This window comes from Nocardia brevicatena NBRC 12119 (genome assembly GCF_000308495.1).
GTDB classification, from domain to species: domain Bacteria; phylum Actinomycetota; class Actinomycetes; order Mycobacteriales; family Mycobacteriaceae; genus Nocardia; species Nocardia brevicatena.
This window is the reverse complement of record NZ_BAFU01000248.1, coordinates 108,910-125,249: the sequence shown is the minus strand read 5'-3', so window position 1 is coordinate 125,249 and position 16,340 is coordinate 108,910. Positions and strand designations below refer to the sequence as shown.

At 66.8% G+C, this 16,340-nt stretch carries 13 protein-coding genes and 4 pseudogenes; 8 read left to right on the top strand and 9 right to left on the bottom strand.

All coding sequences use genetic code 11. From position 1 onward, the window contains the following. Positions 1 to 496: 496 nt before the first annotated feature. Positions 497 to 1,291 (bottom strand): RtcB family protein, encoded by a 795-nt coding sequence (locus tag ON20_RS32590; protein ID WP_218002752.1) that lies wholly within the window; start codon positions 1,289 to 1,291, stop codon positions 497 to 499. 439 nt (positions 1,292 to 1,730) lie between these two features. Here ON20_RS32590 and ON20_RS32585 point away from each other — a divergent pair, with 439 nt between their 5' ends. Beyond that, positions 1,731 to 2,177 (top strand): SPW repeat protein, encoded by a 447-nt coding sequence (locus ON20_RS32585; protein ID WP_040842121.1) that lies wholly within the window; start codon positions 1,731 to 1,733, stop codon positions 2,175 to 2,177. A 645-nt stretch (positions 2,178 to 2,822) separates the two neighbouring features. On the opposite strand, the gene ON20_RS32580 is transcribed toward ON20_RS32585, so the two are convergent. Next, on the bottom strand, positions 2,823 to 3,326 hold the full coding sequence (locus ON20_RS32580; RefSeq protein ID WP_245547626.1) for an ABC transporter ATP-binding protein: 504 nt from the start codon (positions 3,324 to 3,326) through the stop codon (positions 2,823 to 2,825). A 429-nt stretch (positions 3,327 to 3,755) separates the two neighbouring features. Here ON20_RS32580 and ON20_RS40885 point away from each other — a divergent pair. After that, positions 3,756 to 4,241, top strand: a pseudogene (locus tag ON20_RS40885) (hypothetical protein); the annotation flags it as partial. 240 nt (positions 4,242 to 4,481) lie between these two features. Next, positions 4,482 to 5,095: pseudogene (locus tag ON20_RS32565) on the top strand (response regulator). A 214-nt stretch (positions 5,096 to 5,309) separates the two neighbouring features. Here the strand turns inward: ON20_RS32565 and ON20_RS32560 are convergent. Further along, entirely contained in the window at positions 5,310 to 5,795 is a 486-nt protein-coding gene (locus ON20_RS32560) for a GNAT family N-acetyltransferase (RefSeq protein WP_051163747.1), read from the bottom strand. A 75-nt stretch (positions 5,796 to 5,870) separates the two neighbouring features. Between ON20_RS32560 and ON20_RS38420 the strand changes: the two are divergent. Continuing rightward, positions 5,871 to 6,192, top strand: a pseudogene (locus tag ON20_RS38420) (MFS transporter); the annotation flags it as partial. 1,211 nt (positions 6,193 to 7,403) lie between these two features. Here ON20_RS38420 and ON20_RS32545 read toward each other — a convergent pair. After that, positions 7,404 to 7,799, bottom strand: a complete 396-nt coding sequence (locus tag ON20_RS32545) for a hypothetical protein (RefSeq protein WP_040842061.1) — start codon at positions 7,797 to 7,799, stop codon at positions 7,404 to 7,406. A 666-nt stretch (positions 7,800 to 8,465) separates the two neighbouring features. On the opposite strand from ON20_RS32545, the gene ON20_RS40880 reads away from it, so the two are divergent. Beyond that, positions 8,466 to 8,666: an MbtH family NRPS accessory protein gene (locus tag ON20_RS40880; protein WP_083865596.1), complete on the top strand. Its 201-nt coding sequence runs from the start codon at positions 8,466 to 8,468 to the stop codon at positions 8,664 to 8,666. A gap of 45 nt (positions 8,667 to 8,711) precedes the next feature. On the opposite strand, the gene ON20_RS32535 is transcribed toward ON20_RS40880, so the two are convergent. Genes ON20_RS32535 through ON20_RS32525 form a run of 3 tightly spaced genes read right to left on the bottom strand, consistent with a single transcriptional unit; the run spans position 8,712 to position 10,712 of the window. Continuing rightward, positions 8,712 to 10,001 carry an RNA polymerase sigma factor gene (locus ON20_RS32535; RefSeq protein WP_051163746.1) on the bottom strand — a complete coding sequence of 430 codons (1,290 nt, stop codon included), beginning with the start codon at positions 9,999 to 10,001 and terminating at the stop codon, positions 8,712 to 8,714. Next, complete coding sequence (locus ON20_RS32530) at positions 9,998 to 10,324, bottom strand: YciI family protein (protein WP_157229188.1); 327 nt, start codon at positions 10,322 to 10,324, stop codon at positions 9,998 to 10,000. The genes ON20_RS32535 and ON20_RS32530 overlap by 4 nt, the downstream gene beginning before the upstream one ends. A 19-nt stretch (positions 10,325 to 10,343) precedes the next feature. Next, the gene (locus ON20_RS32525; protein ID WP_040842056.1) at positions 10,344 to 10,712 is read right to left on the bottom strand and encodes a YciI family protein; all 369 of its coding nucleotides are present in this window, start codon (positions 10,710 to 10,712) and stop codon (positions 10,344 to 10,346) included. A 176-nt stretch (positions 10,713 to 10,888) separates the two neighbouring features. On the opposite strand from ON20_RS32525, the gene ON20_RS32520 reads away from it, so the two are divergent. Continuing rightward, entirely contained in the window at positions 10,889 to 11,803 is a 915-nt protein-coding gene (locus tag ON20_RS32520; protein WP_040842054.1) for a TIGR03619 family F420-dependent LLM class oxidoreductase, read from the top strand. Between the two features lie 45 nt (positions 11,804 to 11,848). Here ON20_RS32520 and ON20_RS32515 read toward each other — a convergent pair whose 3' ends face one another. Beyond that, positions 11,849 to 12,190: a hypothetical protein gene (locus tag ON20_RS32515; protein ID WP_040842053.1), complete on the bottom strand. Its 342-nt coding sequence runs from the start codon at positions 12,188 to 12,190 to the stop codon at positions 11,849 to 11,851. 342 nt (positions 12,191 to 12,532) lie between these two features. On the opposite strand from ON20_RS32515, the pseudogene ON20_RS39755 reads away from it, so the two are divergent. Then, positions 12,533 to 12,828 (top strand): annotated as a pseudogene (locus ON20_RS39755) (acyl-CoA dehydrogenase family protein); the annotation flags it as partial. Positions 12,829 to 13,432: 604 nt separating this feature from the next. Here the strand turns inward: ON20_RS39755 and ON20_RS32505 are convergent. Further along, complete coding sequence (locus ON20_RS32505; protein WP_040842050.1) at positions 13,433 to 15,049, bottom strand: sigma-54-dependent Fis family transcriptional regulator; 1,617 nt, start codon at positions 15,047 to 15,049, stop codon at positions 13,433 to 13,435. A gap of 159 nt (positions 15,050 to 15,208) precedes the next feature. Between ON20_RS32505 and ON20_RS32500 the strand changes: the two genes are divergently transcribed. Next, positions 15,209 to 16,324 carry an NDMA-dependent alcohol dehydrogenase gene (locus tag ON20_RS32500; RefSeq protein ID WP_040842048.1) on the top strand — a complete coding sequence of 372 codons (1,116 nt, stop codon included), beginning with the start codon at positions 15,209 to 15,211 and terminating at the stop codon, positions 16,322 to 16,324. The last annotated feature ends 16 nt before the right edge of the window (positions 16,325 to 16,340 follow it).

Genomic DNA, 16,340 nt, shown 5'->3' with positions numbered 1-16,340 from the left:
CGAGAATCGCCGATGGCTATATTCAGTCGGAAGTGCGCAACGTCCGGCGCATCGGGGTCGCCGGTCTCTCGATCTCGGGACTTTCGGCACCTGTCCGGTCCGGCCGTTATGCGGCACGCCGCTCCCGCACCGGCTGTACTTCACGAACGTCATCGGAAGAAATCCCCGCTCGCACCGTGCTCCGGATCGGCCGCGCACCCGGTGCGGCGCGAGCCGTGCTCGTCGTGCCGGTCGCCGCCTGTGAGGACCCCACCTCCTGGCAACCACCGGCTACGGGCGCACCCGTTGGTCTCGGACGACCCGGTCTTGTCTTCGGCGAGATCGACGGCAACCACTGCGTGACATTCGGCCGACCGAAAGCGTCGGCGGACCTGCCCGTGCACCGATATCGGCCGGATCTGCGATACGACCGAGTGACGAAGCGGCTCACAGTCGGATGCCATGCCCTCATCTCCCAGGCGAATGTGAACATGCGGGGCCATGCGGGGCGTGCAGGTCACGGCGGAGACAACCTGGGAAGCCGTCGACCTGCTGGGGCGCGGCCGGAGCGGATGTCACGGCATTGGGAGGCTGTACGCGGTGGCCGCAAGATAGTCCATCCCTCGATGGAATCGACCGGGCGCAGGCTGATCTGCGGTCGGGTACATGGATGCCATAAGGGGTGCCATCGTCGCATCCATCCGCTGTACGTAGTCGCCACACACTGATGGCCGAGTCCGCGCGAGCCGCAGTAGCTCGTCACGCACACCTGTTCGGCGCACAGTCCGAACGTTGCTGCGGCCGACTCGTCGTCGTAGATCTCTGCTACAGCTTGCGCTTCGAGAGAGTGGTTGCCCGACCCGGGGCTGCCCACCTGTGCGAGTCCGCGTTCGTGGGCTCGGGCGCCGACGAATTCAGGTTTCGCGCCCTCGACTCGGCCTCCGTCCTCGCAGCGCTGTAGGTCGCGGGCGACTCCATGGGCGCGTGCGACGGCGTGCGCGGCGCCGTCGGCGAGGATGGCGCCGAGCTCGGCCTGTGACACCTGCCAGATGCCGCCGCGGCGGAAACCACGTGGAATGGCGGTGTCGAGATCGTCCATGACCTCGGCGAGGTGTGGCGCGAGTTGCGCCCGGTCGAGGTCGGCGGCCGGCAGCCACACGCCGCAACCGATGGCGAATCCGGCCCCGCCGGGAAGATGACACCACCCGTTGGCGATATCGGTTGCGGCCCTATCGCCGATCAGGAACCCATAACCCCAGTACACATACGGCATCGCACAGGAGGCCTGCACGATGCCCGGTAATGTGGCCACGGAGCAGGCCCACAGGGAGCCCGTCCCGAGGACCCTCGTCTTCGAGATAAGGACCGTCGGCCCTACTGCCGCGGAGCGGTGAGCGAGTCCAATCGAAGCGTTATCTTTGTTCGTTTTCGTTGGAGGTACACCAGTCACCGCCCGGCAAGCGCAAACCAACTCCCAGGACGCCAACAAGGAGTACTGACGGCCTCTCGGCCGCCATCCACGTCGACGCTGGATGCAGCGTCAAGGAAGTCATTACCACCATGGAAGAGCAGCGGGTCCGCCGACTTTCCGTCCTCGCCGACCATCGCCTGGTCGGATGATCGGCGAAGCCGACACCGTCCACCTGGGCAGACAGCCATCGGCCTGCTCACCGAAGCCATTTGCGTCCCGAGAGCTCTTCCCGACCACTGACCCACACGCGGCGGGAGAGCCCGCCGAGGAGATGAGCACCATGTCGACATCGACGCACACCTCGATCCACACCCACCCGGACATTGTCGCGTTGCGCGAGCGCTACGACCAAGCAGCCGAACAACCTACCGTTCAGGTCGCCGACGGACTGATGCTGTTGTCCGGATTGTATGCAGCGGCGTCCGCCTGGATCATCGGCTTCGCCGACCAGACGGCGCTGACGATGACGAACCTGGTCTGCGGTATCGCGATCGCAGTGCTGGCGTTGGTATACGGATCCGCATACGGCCGCACCCACGGCATCGCATTCGTCGTCCCGCTGCTCGGCGTCTGGCTGATCGTCTCCCCCTGGATCGTCGCCGGTGTCGATACCACCGCCGCAATGATCTGGTCCAACGTCGTCGTCGGGGCCATTGTGGCCGTGCTGGGCCTGGGCACAGCTGCTCTGGCAATGGGTCGCCCCGCCCGGCCACGGCAACCGCAATGACCAGCAGTGCCCTCGGGCACATCGATGAACCGGAAGGCGATGAACGGCGTCGGCCGCTGGTTCGGCCCCGACAGTGGATTCGGGTTCATCACCCCGATAACGGCAGCTCCGACATCCTCGCACACTGCCGGAAAGCGGCTTCCGCACAGTCCACGACGGTGAGCCGGTGGTAGCGCGGCGCAGTGCAGCCGTTGGGCGAGGGCTACCGACCACAGGGCAGCGTCGCGGAAATCTGGATCGCCTTCGACGAGGCCGCGCACCGCGGTACCGAGCCGGTCGCGGTGCGCACCTGGTGTTCCGCGTCTGAAATCCGTTGTGTATTTGCGGGTTTCGGCGGTAGCGAAGGCCGGGCAACCGAAGAAGGCTGTTCTGACGGTAACCGAGGCCGAGCGGCGGGAGCTGCTGCGCGACGGTCGCGAATTCACCTCGCTCCACCGGTCGCGACTGCTGCGGCTTGACAAAGTTCATTGCGAGTCCCTCCCGTACCTGGACCTTCCTCCGGATACGCCTGCCGAGCCCGGCTCGCACGGCGACGATGGTGTCGTAGGCGGGGTGCCACGGTCCGGATGGCCGTGGGATTCCGCTCGATGTGTCGGGCCTGAGCGCAGCTTCACGCTCCGCGCCGCCCCCTTCGCTGAATGCTGTTCAGCAGGTGGATGCTGCCAGGTTGAGGCGGCCGTCGTGGACTTCGGCGATCTGGTCGACGGCGGTGAGGTGGGTGCGGTCGTGGGTGACCAGAACGGTGGCGGTGGCCTGCTGGTGGGTGAGGCGGGTGAGCAGGTCGATGATGGCGGCGCCGCGTTCGTGGTCGAGGGCGCTGGTGGGTTCGTCGACCAGCAGGACGGTGGGGTCGTTCATCAGGGCGCGGGCGATGTTGACGCGCTGGCGCTGGCCACCGGAGAGCTGGTGGGGGCGGCGACCGGCCTGGTCGGCCAAGCCGACCGCGTCGAGGAGGTCCATGGCCCGACCTCGGGCGGTGCGAGGCTTGCGTCCATCGATCCGGGCCATGACCTGCAGTTGTTCGGAGGCAGTAAGAGACGGTAACAGGTTGGGCTGCTGGAAGGCGGTGCTGATCTTGTGGCGGCGCAGTTCGGTCAGCTCACCGCGGGTCAGGCCGGTGGTAGGGGTGCCGTCGACCTGTCCTTCCAACGGGGAAGCGGTATGCCTCCATCGTCGCCGCTGACCCCTCATGTGCGCGTCTGGCGCAGGACGGCACTCCGCGGATCGAAAGACGGCACGCGGGTTCCAACTTTTGATGGAGGCCGATGGGAGCCTGGCTTCGTAACCTGAGAGGAACTGTGAACACCGCTGCCCCGCCCTGACCCCGGCCTCCCGGGCCCTGGCCTGGTGCCTGCATCTGCTGGTCATCGGCCTGCTCGCCCTGGCCGCCGGGCGGTCCCTGGCAGACAGCCGACCCTACGCCGGGATGACCATCGCCACGGCGGTGACGTGCGGCTTCGTGTACGCCGCCGGGCCGCTCCTGCCCCGCATCCACCGCTCCCGGCGGGCCGTCGCCTGGTGGCCGGCTGCCGTGGGCGCTGTGTGGCCGGCGCTGCCGGCCCTCACACCCCACGCCATATGGGTGGCGTCCCCACTGTACTTCCTCCAGCTCCATCTGCTGCGACGCCGCGCCGGCCTGGCCTCCGTGATCGCCACCGCCGTGGCGGCCATTGCCGGGTTCGCCGCCCACATCGGCTCCTTCGGCCCGGCCATGGCGATCGGTCCCGCTGTCGCCGTCGCGGTGGTGTGGGGCTACCAGGCCCTGTACCGGGAGAGCGAACAGCGCAGGCAGCTGATCGAAGAACTCACCGCCACCCGGGCCGACCTGGCATGGGCCCAGCACACTGCGGGTGCACTCGCCGAACGCGAACGTCTCGCCCGCGAGATCCACGACACCTCGCCCAGAGCCTCTCTAGCATTCAGCTGCCGCTGCGCGCCGCCGAACGCGCCCTACCCGGCCGGCCCGACGTGGCCGCCCTCCTTCGCATCGCCCAGCCCGTCCTCACCAACACCGTCCGCCACGCCAAGGCCACCACCACCGAGGTCACCCTCGGCTACCTCGGCGACCACATCGCCCTCGAGGTGGTCGACAACGGGCACGGCTTCGACCTCGAACAGCTGCCCGCCCCCGACCCCGAAAGCGGGGGCTTCCCTGGCAGCCATGCGCGCCCGCAGGAACACCCTCGGTGGCATCCTGAGCATCGAATCCACCCCTGGCCACGGCACCGCCCTGACCACACAGCTTCCCCTTACTCCGCCCACCAAGACCGAGCCCGAGGCCCGCCTGTGACCGACGGCGCCCACATCCGCCTCCTCCTGGCCGACGACCACCCCGTCGTACGAGCCGGACTGCGCGCCGTACCGGAAACCGAACCCGACCTCCTCGTCGTGGCCGAAGCCGCCACCGCCGAGGATGCCGTCACCCGCCCCGTCGAAGGCGACATCGATGTCGTCCTCATGGACCTACAGTTCGGGAGAGGAATGAGCGGCGCCGAAGCCACCGCTCAGATCGCCGCCCGACCGGGCGGCCTCCGCGTGCTGATCGTTACCACCTACGACTCCGACACCGACACCCTTCCTGCCATCGAGGCCGGCGCTACCGGCTATCTCCTCGAGGATGCCCCGCCCGAGGACTTGGCCAACGCCGTACGCACGGCCGCGGCCGGCCGCACCACCCTCGCCCCCTCGATCGCAGACCGGCTCATGAACCGGCTGCGCGCACCGGCACCGCCCTGACCCGCCGCGAAACCGAAGTCCTCGGCCTGGTTGCCGAGGGATTGGCCAACCTGGCCATCGGCCACCGACTCCATCTCACTGAGGGAACCGTAAAATCCCACCTCGCGCGCATCTATACCAAACTCGGCGTCGACTCCCGCACCGCCGCCGGCGCAACCGGCCGCGGCCTCATCCGTCGCTGACCGACCACATGCGAAATCCGCCGATTCCACAGGGAGATCCGCGTGGCAGCGCGAAACTATGCGTGGTAGCGCAAGGTCGTGCGGCGCTTCCTCACCCCAGGGCCCCTTACCGGCACTTCTCATGTCGATGTTTCTCGCCCCTTGGCCGAGGTCTTCGGGATCCGGGTGCGAGTCGGCCGAGAGACGAGGGACCATCACACCAGTTCGATTGTGGTCAGCGGACCCGCCGCCCGAGATGGAGAATCGGGAACGGTCGCCCGTCTGCGTCGGAATCGGAGCGGGCAAGCGTGACGAACCCGTGGTGTTCGTAGAAGCCCACAGCCTGTGGGTTCTGCTCGTTGACATCGACGAGCAGACCGGGGATTTCGTCGATCGCTTTGCGCAGCAGGGCGGTTCCGACGCCCTGGCCGCGGTGCGCGTTATCGATGAAGAGCATTTCCAGGTTACCGTCGGCCACGCCGGAGAATCCGACCGGAATGTTGTCGATCGTCGCCACCGTCAGCGAGACAGCAGACAGATGGTCATTGGCGATACGCGCCTGATAGAAGTCGATGTCTTCGGGCGTGAGGAAGTCATGTGTCGCCTCCACAGCGCTTCGCCAGATCCGTACGAGAGTGGGCCATTCCTCGCGGCCCGGGCAAGGGCGCAGCGTAGGTTCGACAGATCGCGCCAGGTCGTCGGTCGATGGATTCGAGGTCATCACGGTCCTTTCGATGTACAAGCTGATGGACGTTCGGCCACGACCGAGTCCCGCAGCTCTAGCGAGCGGAACACCGAATGCGCGCTGTCCGATTCGCCGCCGGCGTCACTCACCAGCGTGGCCGCGCTCATGGTCGGGATACCCACCTTGCCGCTGTCGATGCCGGCCGACCGCTGGGGACGAGTGCGCAGCCTGGTGCTCATGGCCGTGTTGTGGAGCGCGGCGACCCTGCTGTGCGCGCTCGCCACCGACTACGGCCAGATGCTGGGCGCGCTTCCTGATCGGCGTCGGCGAGGCCGCCCATGGCAGCGTCGGCGCAGCCGTGGTGCTGAGCGTGCTCGTCCCCCGCAGATACGCCGCCCTCAGCGGCGCGTTCATGGCCGGCGGCTCGTTCGGGGGTCGGCCGGCGCGAGAGTGGGCTGCTTGGTCGGCGGGGCCGTCGGAGCCACCATCACCAGCCCCCTCATCGCGTTGCTGGTTTTGTTCGTCGGCGCGACCATCGCCGGGTGTGTACTCGGCATGGCCACCTTCGGTGCGGTCGGCTCGATGGCCGGGATCGCGTTGGCCGGCGGACCCATCACCCTGTTCTCCGCCATCCAGTACTTCTCCATCATTCTCTCCCCGTGCCCGCCTACTGCAAAGATTTGGCACAACAGCCCACACCGCAAGCCAAATAGCTTGCGCCACAGCCATACCCCGATCACCCCGGGTATGGCTGTGGCGCAAACCGACACTGCCGCGTATCACCGCGACCGCCGCAGCAACAACCCTGATCGAGGATCATAGCCCACCACACCCCCGCGCAGACCAACCGCCACCACCAGCCCGGCCGGGCACCGGACACACCGGCCGATCACGGACGTTGCAGCCGCGCCGCCGACTGGGTTCACACACTGATCCGGACTCGCACTCACCGCCCTCGCTGTCGTCGCGGTCGAGACGGTGACGCGGTGGGCCGCCGGGGCGAGCCCGCTGCTGACCGCGATCATCGCCGGCGCGGTCGTCGCCGTCGACGGCGTGGTCGAATCCGAAGAAGAGGAACTCATCACAGCCTTGGCGCTGGGTTGCGGACCATGGACTTGGATCCGGTGTTGTGTCCGCTGGATCCTGCCGATGGCGGTTGGAGCTGGTTCGCCCACGGTGCGCGAGGGCACTGCGGCGGCGCGGCGGTTGAGCAGGCTGATGTGCGACAGCAGGACGGGTTGGTATTACCGCTGGAAGCGTCGGCAGCCTCTTGGACACGAGACGGAATCGACCTGCCAATGCTCCCGCCCCACTCCGACCCCGTCATGCTCGGCCACCGAGCACACACCTGCCGCCGTGAGCACGGAAAGCGCGAAAGTCGAGTCCAGGAGGACGGCTGAGCTATTCATGTGTTGTCCCCGGCCGGCCTGCGGTTGGCCAGGGACAATCGCAGGCAGGTTCGGACGACCTGTTACACCACCGACCTGGGCGACGGTGCAGACGACGTGTTGCCGACCCGATTGTCCCTCGAGAGATTTCCCCTTCGGCAGGGAAACCGGCTGTGGCGGGCAGCGACATGGCGGTTTTCGCTTTGTCGGGGCCCCGACGGCAGCCTGCTGCGAGTTCGAGTCGCAGCGGCGTATATCAGGGAACGGTAACTGTCACCATCTCGGTGAACGGCATCCCGCCAGTGGAAGTATCGTCGAAACAGCCGCCACGGGCGGTGATGGTCGTGCCGGAGTCGAGCCCTTCCAGCGTGGTGGTCACGGTCTGGCCTGGGCCGGCCAGCGACTCCAGGGCGCTGTTGCCGAAGAAGCGGTGGTTGTTCTCAGGGCCGACACCGGCTTCCGCCCAGCACCGACCGGTGCGGTTGGGATTGTGCACGGTAGCGGTTACGGTTCCCGGCGCGGTGCCGGCGAAGGTCACCTCCGGGGCCTGCAGCGGTGCTTGCGCGTTCGCCGGCGCGGTGACCGGGCCGAACGCGACAAGCGCGGCGGTCGCGGCCAGGAGAACGGGTCCATTGATTTGCTTGATCGTCACAAACAGACCTTATCGGAAACAGGTGAGCCGGCCACGGTCGTGAACCTGGACGTCGGTTGATCGCGAATCCGACACCACCTCTGGGACTGCGGTCCCCGTGATCGCGAACCTGGACACCAGCGAACACCGCAACAGCGCGTAGATCGCCTGCCAGGACCTGTACTGCGGTGGGATGTCTCACCAGGGGCAACCGTCCCGGATACGCCGGCGGATATCGTCTATGAGCTGCCGTTTCATCCACGCCGAGAGGCGTGCCGTTTTCTTTCCGCAGGGCAGCAACGGTTGCAGCCTCGCCCATTGGACATCGGTCAGATCCGCGCGCCCCGTCACCGCTACGCTGTTCTCAGTGTGAGACTGCCTATGCCGCTGTTGAAGTGGTAGACCGGCTTCGGTCGCGGGGTGACTCTTACGCTGGATGCCGCCGATCGGGTTGGCTTTCTCATGAATCGTCCACCGCGGCCGGAGCCGGTCCGGCCGGTGTGACTTGATAGGAGAACGAGGCGCACCCTCCCGATTGAGACGTGTCCACCGGTCGAACCTTCGTCACTGAAAATACAAGGAGACAAGGGCGTTGGCGGTCATCATCGGAATCGATCCACACATGCGGAGCCACACAGCGGTGGCGGTGGACGGCACCGGCCGGAAACTCGGCCAGGTCACCGCGAGATGCTCGTTGTCGCGAACGACGACGAGCAGTATGCGATATGGCCTACGGGGCAGCCGGTTCCCGCGGGCCGGCAGCAGCGGTACGGGCCTGCGGCTCTTCCCGAATGCCGAGCCTTCATCCGGCGCGTCTGGGTCGGTCCCCGGCCACGGCGTCCGGATACGTCCGGGGAGTCCCACCGTATGAACCGACCACGGCCATAACATGCGGCCCGGAGCCCATAGCAGCTGCAGAACCGAAGATTGGGCTCACATTCTGGTGGGCCGAGCAGGTGGTGCCGGCACGAGGCCGGGGATCTGTCGGTGCAGGGCTTCTGCTTTGTCTCGTAGGTAACGTTGTTCAGGGAGGCTGATGGTTCGGCGGGCCGCCAGTCGGTAGTTGTCGTGGGCGGCTACGTGGTTGCCGGCGAGTTCTTGGAGGTGGGCGCGGACGGCGTAGAGGCGGTGATGACCGGCGATCCGAGGGTCGTTGTCCAGGTTTTCCAGAAGGTCGAGTCCGGCCTGCGGGCCGCGGGTCATGGCGATGGCGATGGCGTGGTTGAGCATGACCATCGGGTTTGGGGCGACCCGGCGAAGAATGTCGTACAGGATTCGGATCTGCTCCCAGTCGGTGTCCTCGGCGCGTGACGGCTGCACGTGCAACGCAGCGATCGCCGCCTGCAACTGGTAGGGACCCAGGGATGACCGGGCCATGGCCTGCGTGACCAGTGCGGTACCCTCGTCGATCGCGGCAGTATTCCACAGGCCGCGGTCCTGTTCGGACAGCGGAATGAGGGCACCGCCCGGACCGGTGCGGGCCGCGCGGCGGGCATCGGTGAGCAGCATCAACGCCAGCAGGCCGGCGGTTTCACCGTCCTCGGGTGCGAGGTGGTGCAACATCCGGGTAAGCCGTATGGCCTCGGTGGTGAGTTCACGGCGGTGCAGTTCGGGGCCGGAACTGGCGGTGTAGCCCTCATTGAAGATCAGGTAGAGCACGTGCAGGACAGCAGCGAGGCGTTCGGGCCACTCCTGCGCGGTCGGTACCGCGAATGATGCGCCGACCGCTTTCAGCCGCTGCTTCGCGCGGCTGATCCGTGGCGCCATGGTGGCCTCGGGCACAAGGAATGCGCGCGCCACTTCCGCCGTGGTGAGACCGCCGACGGCGCGGAGCGTGAGCCCTACCTGCGAAGCGGGCGTCAATGCTGGATGACAGCACAGGAAAAGCAGTACGAGTGTGTCATCGTGGTCACCGGGTGTGTCGTAGCCCGGCGCGGAGGTGAGTGCGGCGTCCGGGATGTCACGGACGGCTACGCCGGCCTCCCGGCGGCGGCGAGCCTGCTCGCTGCGTATGTGATCGAGCAGGCGCCGGGTGGCGACAGTGATCAGCCAGGATCGCGGACTGTCCGGGATGGCGTCGAGCCACTGCGTAGCCGCGGCGAGGAGCGCCTCCTGCACGGCGTCCTCGCACTCTTCGAACCCTCCGTGCCGACGTAGGAGCGCGGCAAGGACCTGCGGCGCCAGTTCGCGCAGCAGGTCCTCGATCCGGTGGGGAGTGCTCACATCTCCATACCGGCCGCGTCCATCAGCGGCCGTACCTCCACACCGCCTATCCGAGCCCGGGAAAGGAGTGCGGCCAATCCGACTGCGCGCTCGTGGCTGTCACAGTCGAGAAGGTACTGGACCGCGACCTGATCCCGGGTCGGCAGATACGGGCCCTCGGTCACCGATACGACACCGTTGCGGACTCCGACGACGGCGCTGAGCGACGGATCCGCGAACCGGTATTCACCCAGCAGTTCCCCCGTATGCCCGGCCGTGGCCGGCAACGGCTCGCCACCGGACCCGTCCCAGGGCAGGGCGGCAACACTACGGTATACGTTCACCAGGTATTTCATCGTGTGTTCAGTCGTCGGCTGTACTCGCGAATACCACCGGCCGCACCTCGATTCCCAGTCCTTCGACCCGGGCGTCGGGGATGAACGCCGCCAACTCCAAGGCGCGGTCCCGGCTGTCGCATTCGACCAGATAGTAGCCGCCGAGGTACTCCTTGGCCTCCAGATACGGCCCATCCGTCACGACCGGCACACCGCCCCGGACTTGCACCACGGCACTCTGCGACGGGTCGGCCAGCGCTGCGGTGCCGATCATCTCCCCGGACTCGGTGATCGTCTCCATGAAAGCGCCGTGTCCGCGCATCACCTCGTTGCGCTCTTCCTCGGTCAGCGCATCCCAGATCTGCGGATTCGAATGCATGATCAACAAAAACTTCACGTCGTCTCCTTCGGTTCTCCGGCAACGCCCCAACGGCGCGCCGTTCCCTATGAAGTCGGTCCTGGTGCCGCTTTCTTGCGGCTGTGTGCGCAAGAATCGTGTGGCCGCTCCGACCAACTTCCGAAGCCGCCCAACCGGGCGTGCCCTTGACCTACTGCCGGCACTGGAGTTTAGGAATGAACTTTCCCCGTATCGGAGTCAGCCTGCCGCACGTCGACCCGTACGCCGGGCCCGACGCCGTCGCCGCCGTTGCCCGCGCGGCCGAACGACTCGGATTCCATGCCGTGTCCGCAAGCGACCGGCTGCTGATTCCCGCCGCAGCGCACTGGAGCAACGACGCAGGCCTGCCCGAGTCCCATGCCTGGGACTCGCTCGAGGTGCTGACCTGGGCGGCCGCGCATACCCACCGCATCCGCGTGACCACAAGCATCCTGAATTCGATCTTCCACTCACCCGTCATGCTGGCACGCAGGCTGGCCACGCTGGACCGGCTGTCTCGCGGGCGTCTCGATATCGGTATCGGTCAAGGCGGCGGCACCCGGCTACCTCCGTTCTACATCCCCGAAGAGTTCGCCGCGGCGGGAGTGCCGACCAGCCGCCGAGGCGCCGGTTTCGTCGATCATCTCGCCGCGATGCGCGCCTGCTGGGCTCCCGACCCCGTCGAATTCCATGGCACGCACTACCGGATCCCGCCATCGACGATCGGGCCGAAACCCTACGCAGGCACCATCCCCGTATTCCTCGGCGCGACGACCCGCCACACCATCGAACGAGCCGCCCGCATCGCCGATGGCTTCATCACCGTCGCCGTCGATTGGCCTGACACTCGCAGCCGGATCCGCTGGTACCGGGACGCCGGCGGGGCCGGCATCGTCGTGGTGACAACGATCCCGGTCCCGCCGGGCAGCCGCGTCTCCCTCGCCACCTTCACCGACGCTGTACTCAGTGACATCGCCCGCGCCACCGCCGCGGGCGCCGACGAGATGCACATCGCGCTGCATCTGCTCGCCACCGACACCGACGGGCAGGTAAGCCTGATGGAAGCCATCGCCGCCCAACTCGACCTGCCTGCCCTCACCGGGAAACCATAGAAACGGACCAACCGGTGTATGGTCGGCGTCCACCCCACAGCGGCGTCAGGTGAGCAGGTCCGGGACCAGTCGTCGGGTGAGCAACCGTCGCAGGCGATGTGGCCTGTCGGGATGACCGAGCCAGTTCCGCTGTGCCAGGGTGACCGAGTGCTTCATCATCGCCCGGGCCGTGTCGGCATCCGGGTACCGGCCCAGACCGCATGGGGCCGCGATGTCGAGTGTGTGTCCGATGGCGTCCTCGGCCAGGTCCAGCGCTTGCCGCTGAACATCCAGAGATTGATGGGCGTGGGATATCCCGGCGACGATACGGGTCTCGGCCGGTAGCGAAAGCCGCCCGAGGTGTGTGTAGTAGTCCGGTTCGAGGGGAGGGCGTGGTCCATCGGCCATGGGAAGGTGGACGAAATCGAAGTGGCGACCGGTGGGCCGGTACCGCGCGATGGCATTCGCAAGCGCGACGACACCTGCCGTCGAGCGGGGTACGGTCGCAGGCGTAGCTATGATGGGACTGTCCAGGTCCGGTGGCAGGCTACCGACGAAGTGGGTCTTCCGACAGTCGTTCACGGCTCTCTTCCGACCGATAACTCGGATGGTATTCCAGCCGGAGCGTACCGGCGGTCGGCGAAGGTGATCGCGAACGTGTTGACTGCAGATTCCCAGCGCATGGTCCATGCGTGCCCGGCCTGCCGAGTACGGTGCGAGCGGCCGGAAGAGGGCGTCGGGAAAACAGTAATGCGCATCGTCGGAGTCGCTGAGCGAACACTGGAGTTGATGTGTTCCAGAGCGCTATCGCGCCGCACATTCGGCGCGCCCCTAGCGATCGCACCAACACCCAGGACTGGATCGCCGAGGCCCGCCTCAACATCGACATGGCACGCCTGCTCACTTGCAGTCGGCGCACCTGGATGTATGCCCAAATACGTGCACTTCGACTTGCCGACGGCCCTGACGAAGTTCACAAGCGTGCTATCGCGAGGATGAAGCTGCGAAAGCATCGGCCGAGGAAGAATCGGACCGACAGCTCGTGAGCGGCCGGCTCCGTCTTGAACGCGGTGGGGTCCGGCTTCGGCTCTTGACCTTGCGTGGCCGACGCGCTGCTCCTTTGACATGGTCGACACAGGACGTCGATAGCCGGAGCAATCTTCGACGGCCGAACCCTCGAGTCGGTGCACAGGGCCGGCTCGGCCTTGATGCACTGTCTCCCCCTCGCATTCCCCCGCCCAAGAAATACTCGCGGTAATGCGCGAGTAAGTGGGCCAACCGGTCCCGGCGCTGGGGCGAGCTCGGCCTGCTCGACTGCTCCAGCACACCGCACCGGTCATCGACGGCGACTCGTGGCACGGGCCCAATTCCCGCGGAGGGACCGCAAGTGGCCGGCGCGGCGAAGCACGTTGGAATCGAGAGCCGAGGGCACACCGGTGTCGGTGCGAACCGTCGGCCGGCCGGTCCTCGCCGCTGATCCGGCGTTGTTCCACGATCCGCCGCCTGGGTCGCTGCGCGGATGGGGTGCGCCGCGGACAACAGCGCGATCCGGCTCGGCGTACCACAGCTTCTCTGGGCCGATAGCCACAGAATCGGGCATGTCGGGTGCCGAGTCGGAAGCGTCGACCACTGCACTGACGACGAGCCGGGTCAGTACACGGTGATGCGGAGCGCGCGCATCTTGGCGTACAACGTGGTGCGTGAGATGCCCAGGGTTTGCGCCGCTTTGACTTTGTTGCCGTCGCATTTGCGCAGCGCCTCGATGATGACGTCACGTTCGGCGCGGTCGATGGGTGCGAGTTTTCGTGTGGGCTGCTGCGTGCGGTATGTCTCGGGCAGATCGGTGAGCACGACGGCTCCGGTACGCCGATGCCTGATGACTTCGGTGATGACCGCGCGCAGTTCGCGCAGGTTACCCGGCCAGTTGTGCGCCGAGAGCGCTGATAGCGCGCCAGGGGTGAAATGTAAGGACTTATCGATGCCCGCTTCACGCAGCATGGCCGTGACGAGTGTGGGGATCTCACCGCGTCGGCTGTGCAGCGGCGCGAGCACCACTTGGTCGGTGCATTCTCCGGCGAGTGCGGCGGCGCGGCCGGCGAGTGTTTCGGTGGGTCCGGTAACCAGCACGATGCGTGGCATCTGCCGCTCCGCGACATGAGTTGCCACGATATCGATGAGGTCATCGGGTAACAGGTCGAGGCCGTCCACACAGACGGTTCCCTGTCGGGTGCGGACCAGTGCGGCGAAGTTGCGCGCCCAGGTGTCGCGGCCGTCGAGCAGCGCATCGGCAGCCGTCATGATGGTCACCGGCTGCTCGGTGGCATGGTCTCGAGCCGCGCGGGAGCGCCCTGATCCGGGTGGGCCGATGATGAGCAAGGGCGCGCAGGGCTCGGGGGCGCGGCGCGAACAGCCGATGGTCGCCTGTTCCTGTGGTTCGACATTGAGCAGTGCTCCGCCGGCGGGGCCGCCGACGCGGGTCGCTTCGACGCGCACGGCGAGCCCGGACTCGAGCGTCAGGTCGATGACAGCGCTTCGGCGCACGTCTGCCGCCATCATGCGCAGCAGCGCCAAATCGGTAGCTCCCAGCAGGTCGGCGGCGGCTTGGTTGGACATCAGAAGGTCGCGCCCGACCGCCACAACCGCGCGCCGCCGCGTCCCGGCTGCTCGAAACGCGGCGAGCAGTTCCTTGTCCGATATACGCGAACCGTCGAGGAGCCGTTGCTCGATGTCGGCGACCGCGCGGGCGACCAGCGGCGGCAGCAGCGGACTCGCTTCCTCTACGACGGCGGACAGGTCCAGCACGCCCTCGATGCGACGGGTCGTGGGGTGGAAGATCGGGTGTCCGTAACAGCTCACCCTCCGCAACGGGAGTGCGAAGTGCTCGTCGCCGTTGACGGCTATGCCGGCGCGGGTCTCGAGCACCACGCCCGGTGCGGTGGTGCCGACCGCTTCTTCGAGCAGGGAAGCGCCGACATCGACACCTAGGTGGTCGAATGCCTTGCGGGCATCGCGGCTGCCGCACCAGCGATGCGCGACGCGACCTTCGCGGTCGACGAGGATGGTGGTGAAGTTGGTGCCTTCGAGGCGCTGGTTGAGGTCGTCGAGAACCGGTGACGCCGCAGCCATGAGCGGACTGGCTTCGTCGACGTCGGCGTAGGTGATTCCATCCAGCGCGGACGCCGGCTCGAGGCCGGCCATCGTCGCTCGATGCCATGACGCGGCGATCGGGTCCCGTTTGGCCTCGCTGCCGATCAGGTCCACCACCATGACCACTCCATTCGATCGGGCCGTTCTCGCCACCACCGTAGCAAGCGTGACCAAGGTCACGGTTGTCCAGTTTCTGAACACTTGCGGTCTCGTCGGATTGGGAATGTGGTTCTCGTCACGTCCGGTTGGGCGCATCAATGAGGATGAGGAGAACCCGCAATGAAGACCAGGGCCGCAGTGGTCTACCAGACCGGAAAACCGATCGAGATCGAAGAGCTCGAAGTCGACAGGCCTCGCGAAGGCGAGGTGTTGATCCGATACCTCTACGGCGGTCTGTGTCACTCCGACGTTCATATCGCCCATGGTGATCTCGAGGCGCGCCTGCCGATGGTGCTCGGCCACGAGGGCGCCGGGATCATCGAAGATGTCGGGCCCGGCGTCACTCGCGTCAAGGCCGGAGACCACGTCGTGTGCTCGTTCATTCCCAACTGCGGCACCTGCCGCTACTGCGCCAACGGCCAACAGTCGATCTGCGACATGGGCGCGACGATTCTCGAGGGCTATCTGCCCGGTGGGCGCTTCCCCCTGCGGGGCCCGGCCGGTGAGTACGGCGCGATGTGCATGCTCGGCACGTTCAGCCAGTACGGGGTGATTCACCAGAACTCCTGTGTCAAGGTCGACGACGAGCTGCCGCTCGACAAGGCGGTGCTGGTCGGCTGCGGTGTGCCCAGCGGGTGGGGCTCGGCGGTCAACACCGCCGAAGTCAAACCCGGTGACGTCGTGGCCGTATTCGGTATCGGCGGCCTGGGTATCAACGCCGTGCAGGGTGCCCGGTTCGCCGGCGCGCGATACGTCGTCGCGGTAGACCCGTTGCAGAACAAGCGTGAGCGCGCCCTCGGGCTCGGTGCCACGCACGCCTTTGCCGATGCCGGTGAGGCATTGGCGACGATCAACGAACTGACCCGCGGGCAGGGCGCGGACGCGGCGATCCTGATCCCGGATCTGGTGACCGCCGACATCGTTCGCGCCGGCTTCGATGCCGTCGGCAAGGGGGGCAAGGTTGTGCTGACGGGGCTGAACAAGCTCGACGAAATCAACATCCAGCTACCCGGTTCGATCCTGACGCTGTTCCGGAAGGAGCTGCGCGGAAGCCTCTTCGGCGACTGCAACCCGACCGTCGACATCCCGAAGATCCTCGCCCTCTACCAGAGCGGCGATCTCGAGCTCGATGAGCTGATCACCCGAACCTACACCCTCGAACAGATCAACCAGGGCTACGACGACCTGCTCAACGGCCAGAACATCCGTGGCGTGCTGGTGCACGACCACTCCTGAGAACTTCCGGAGGCGA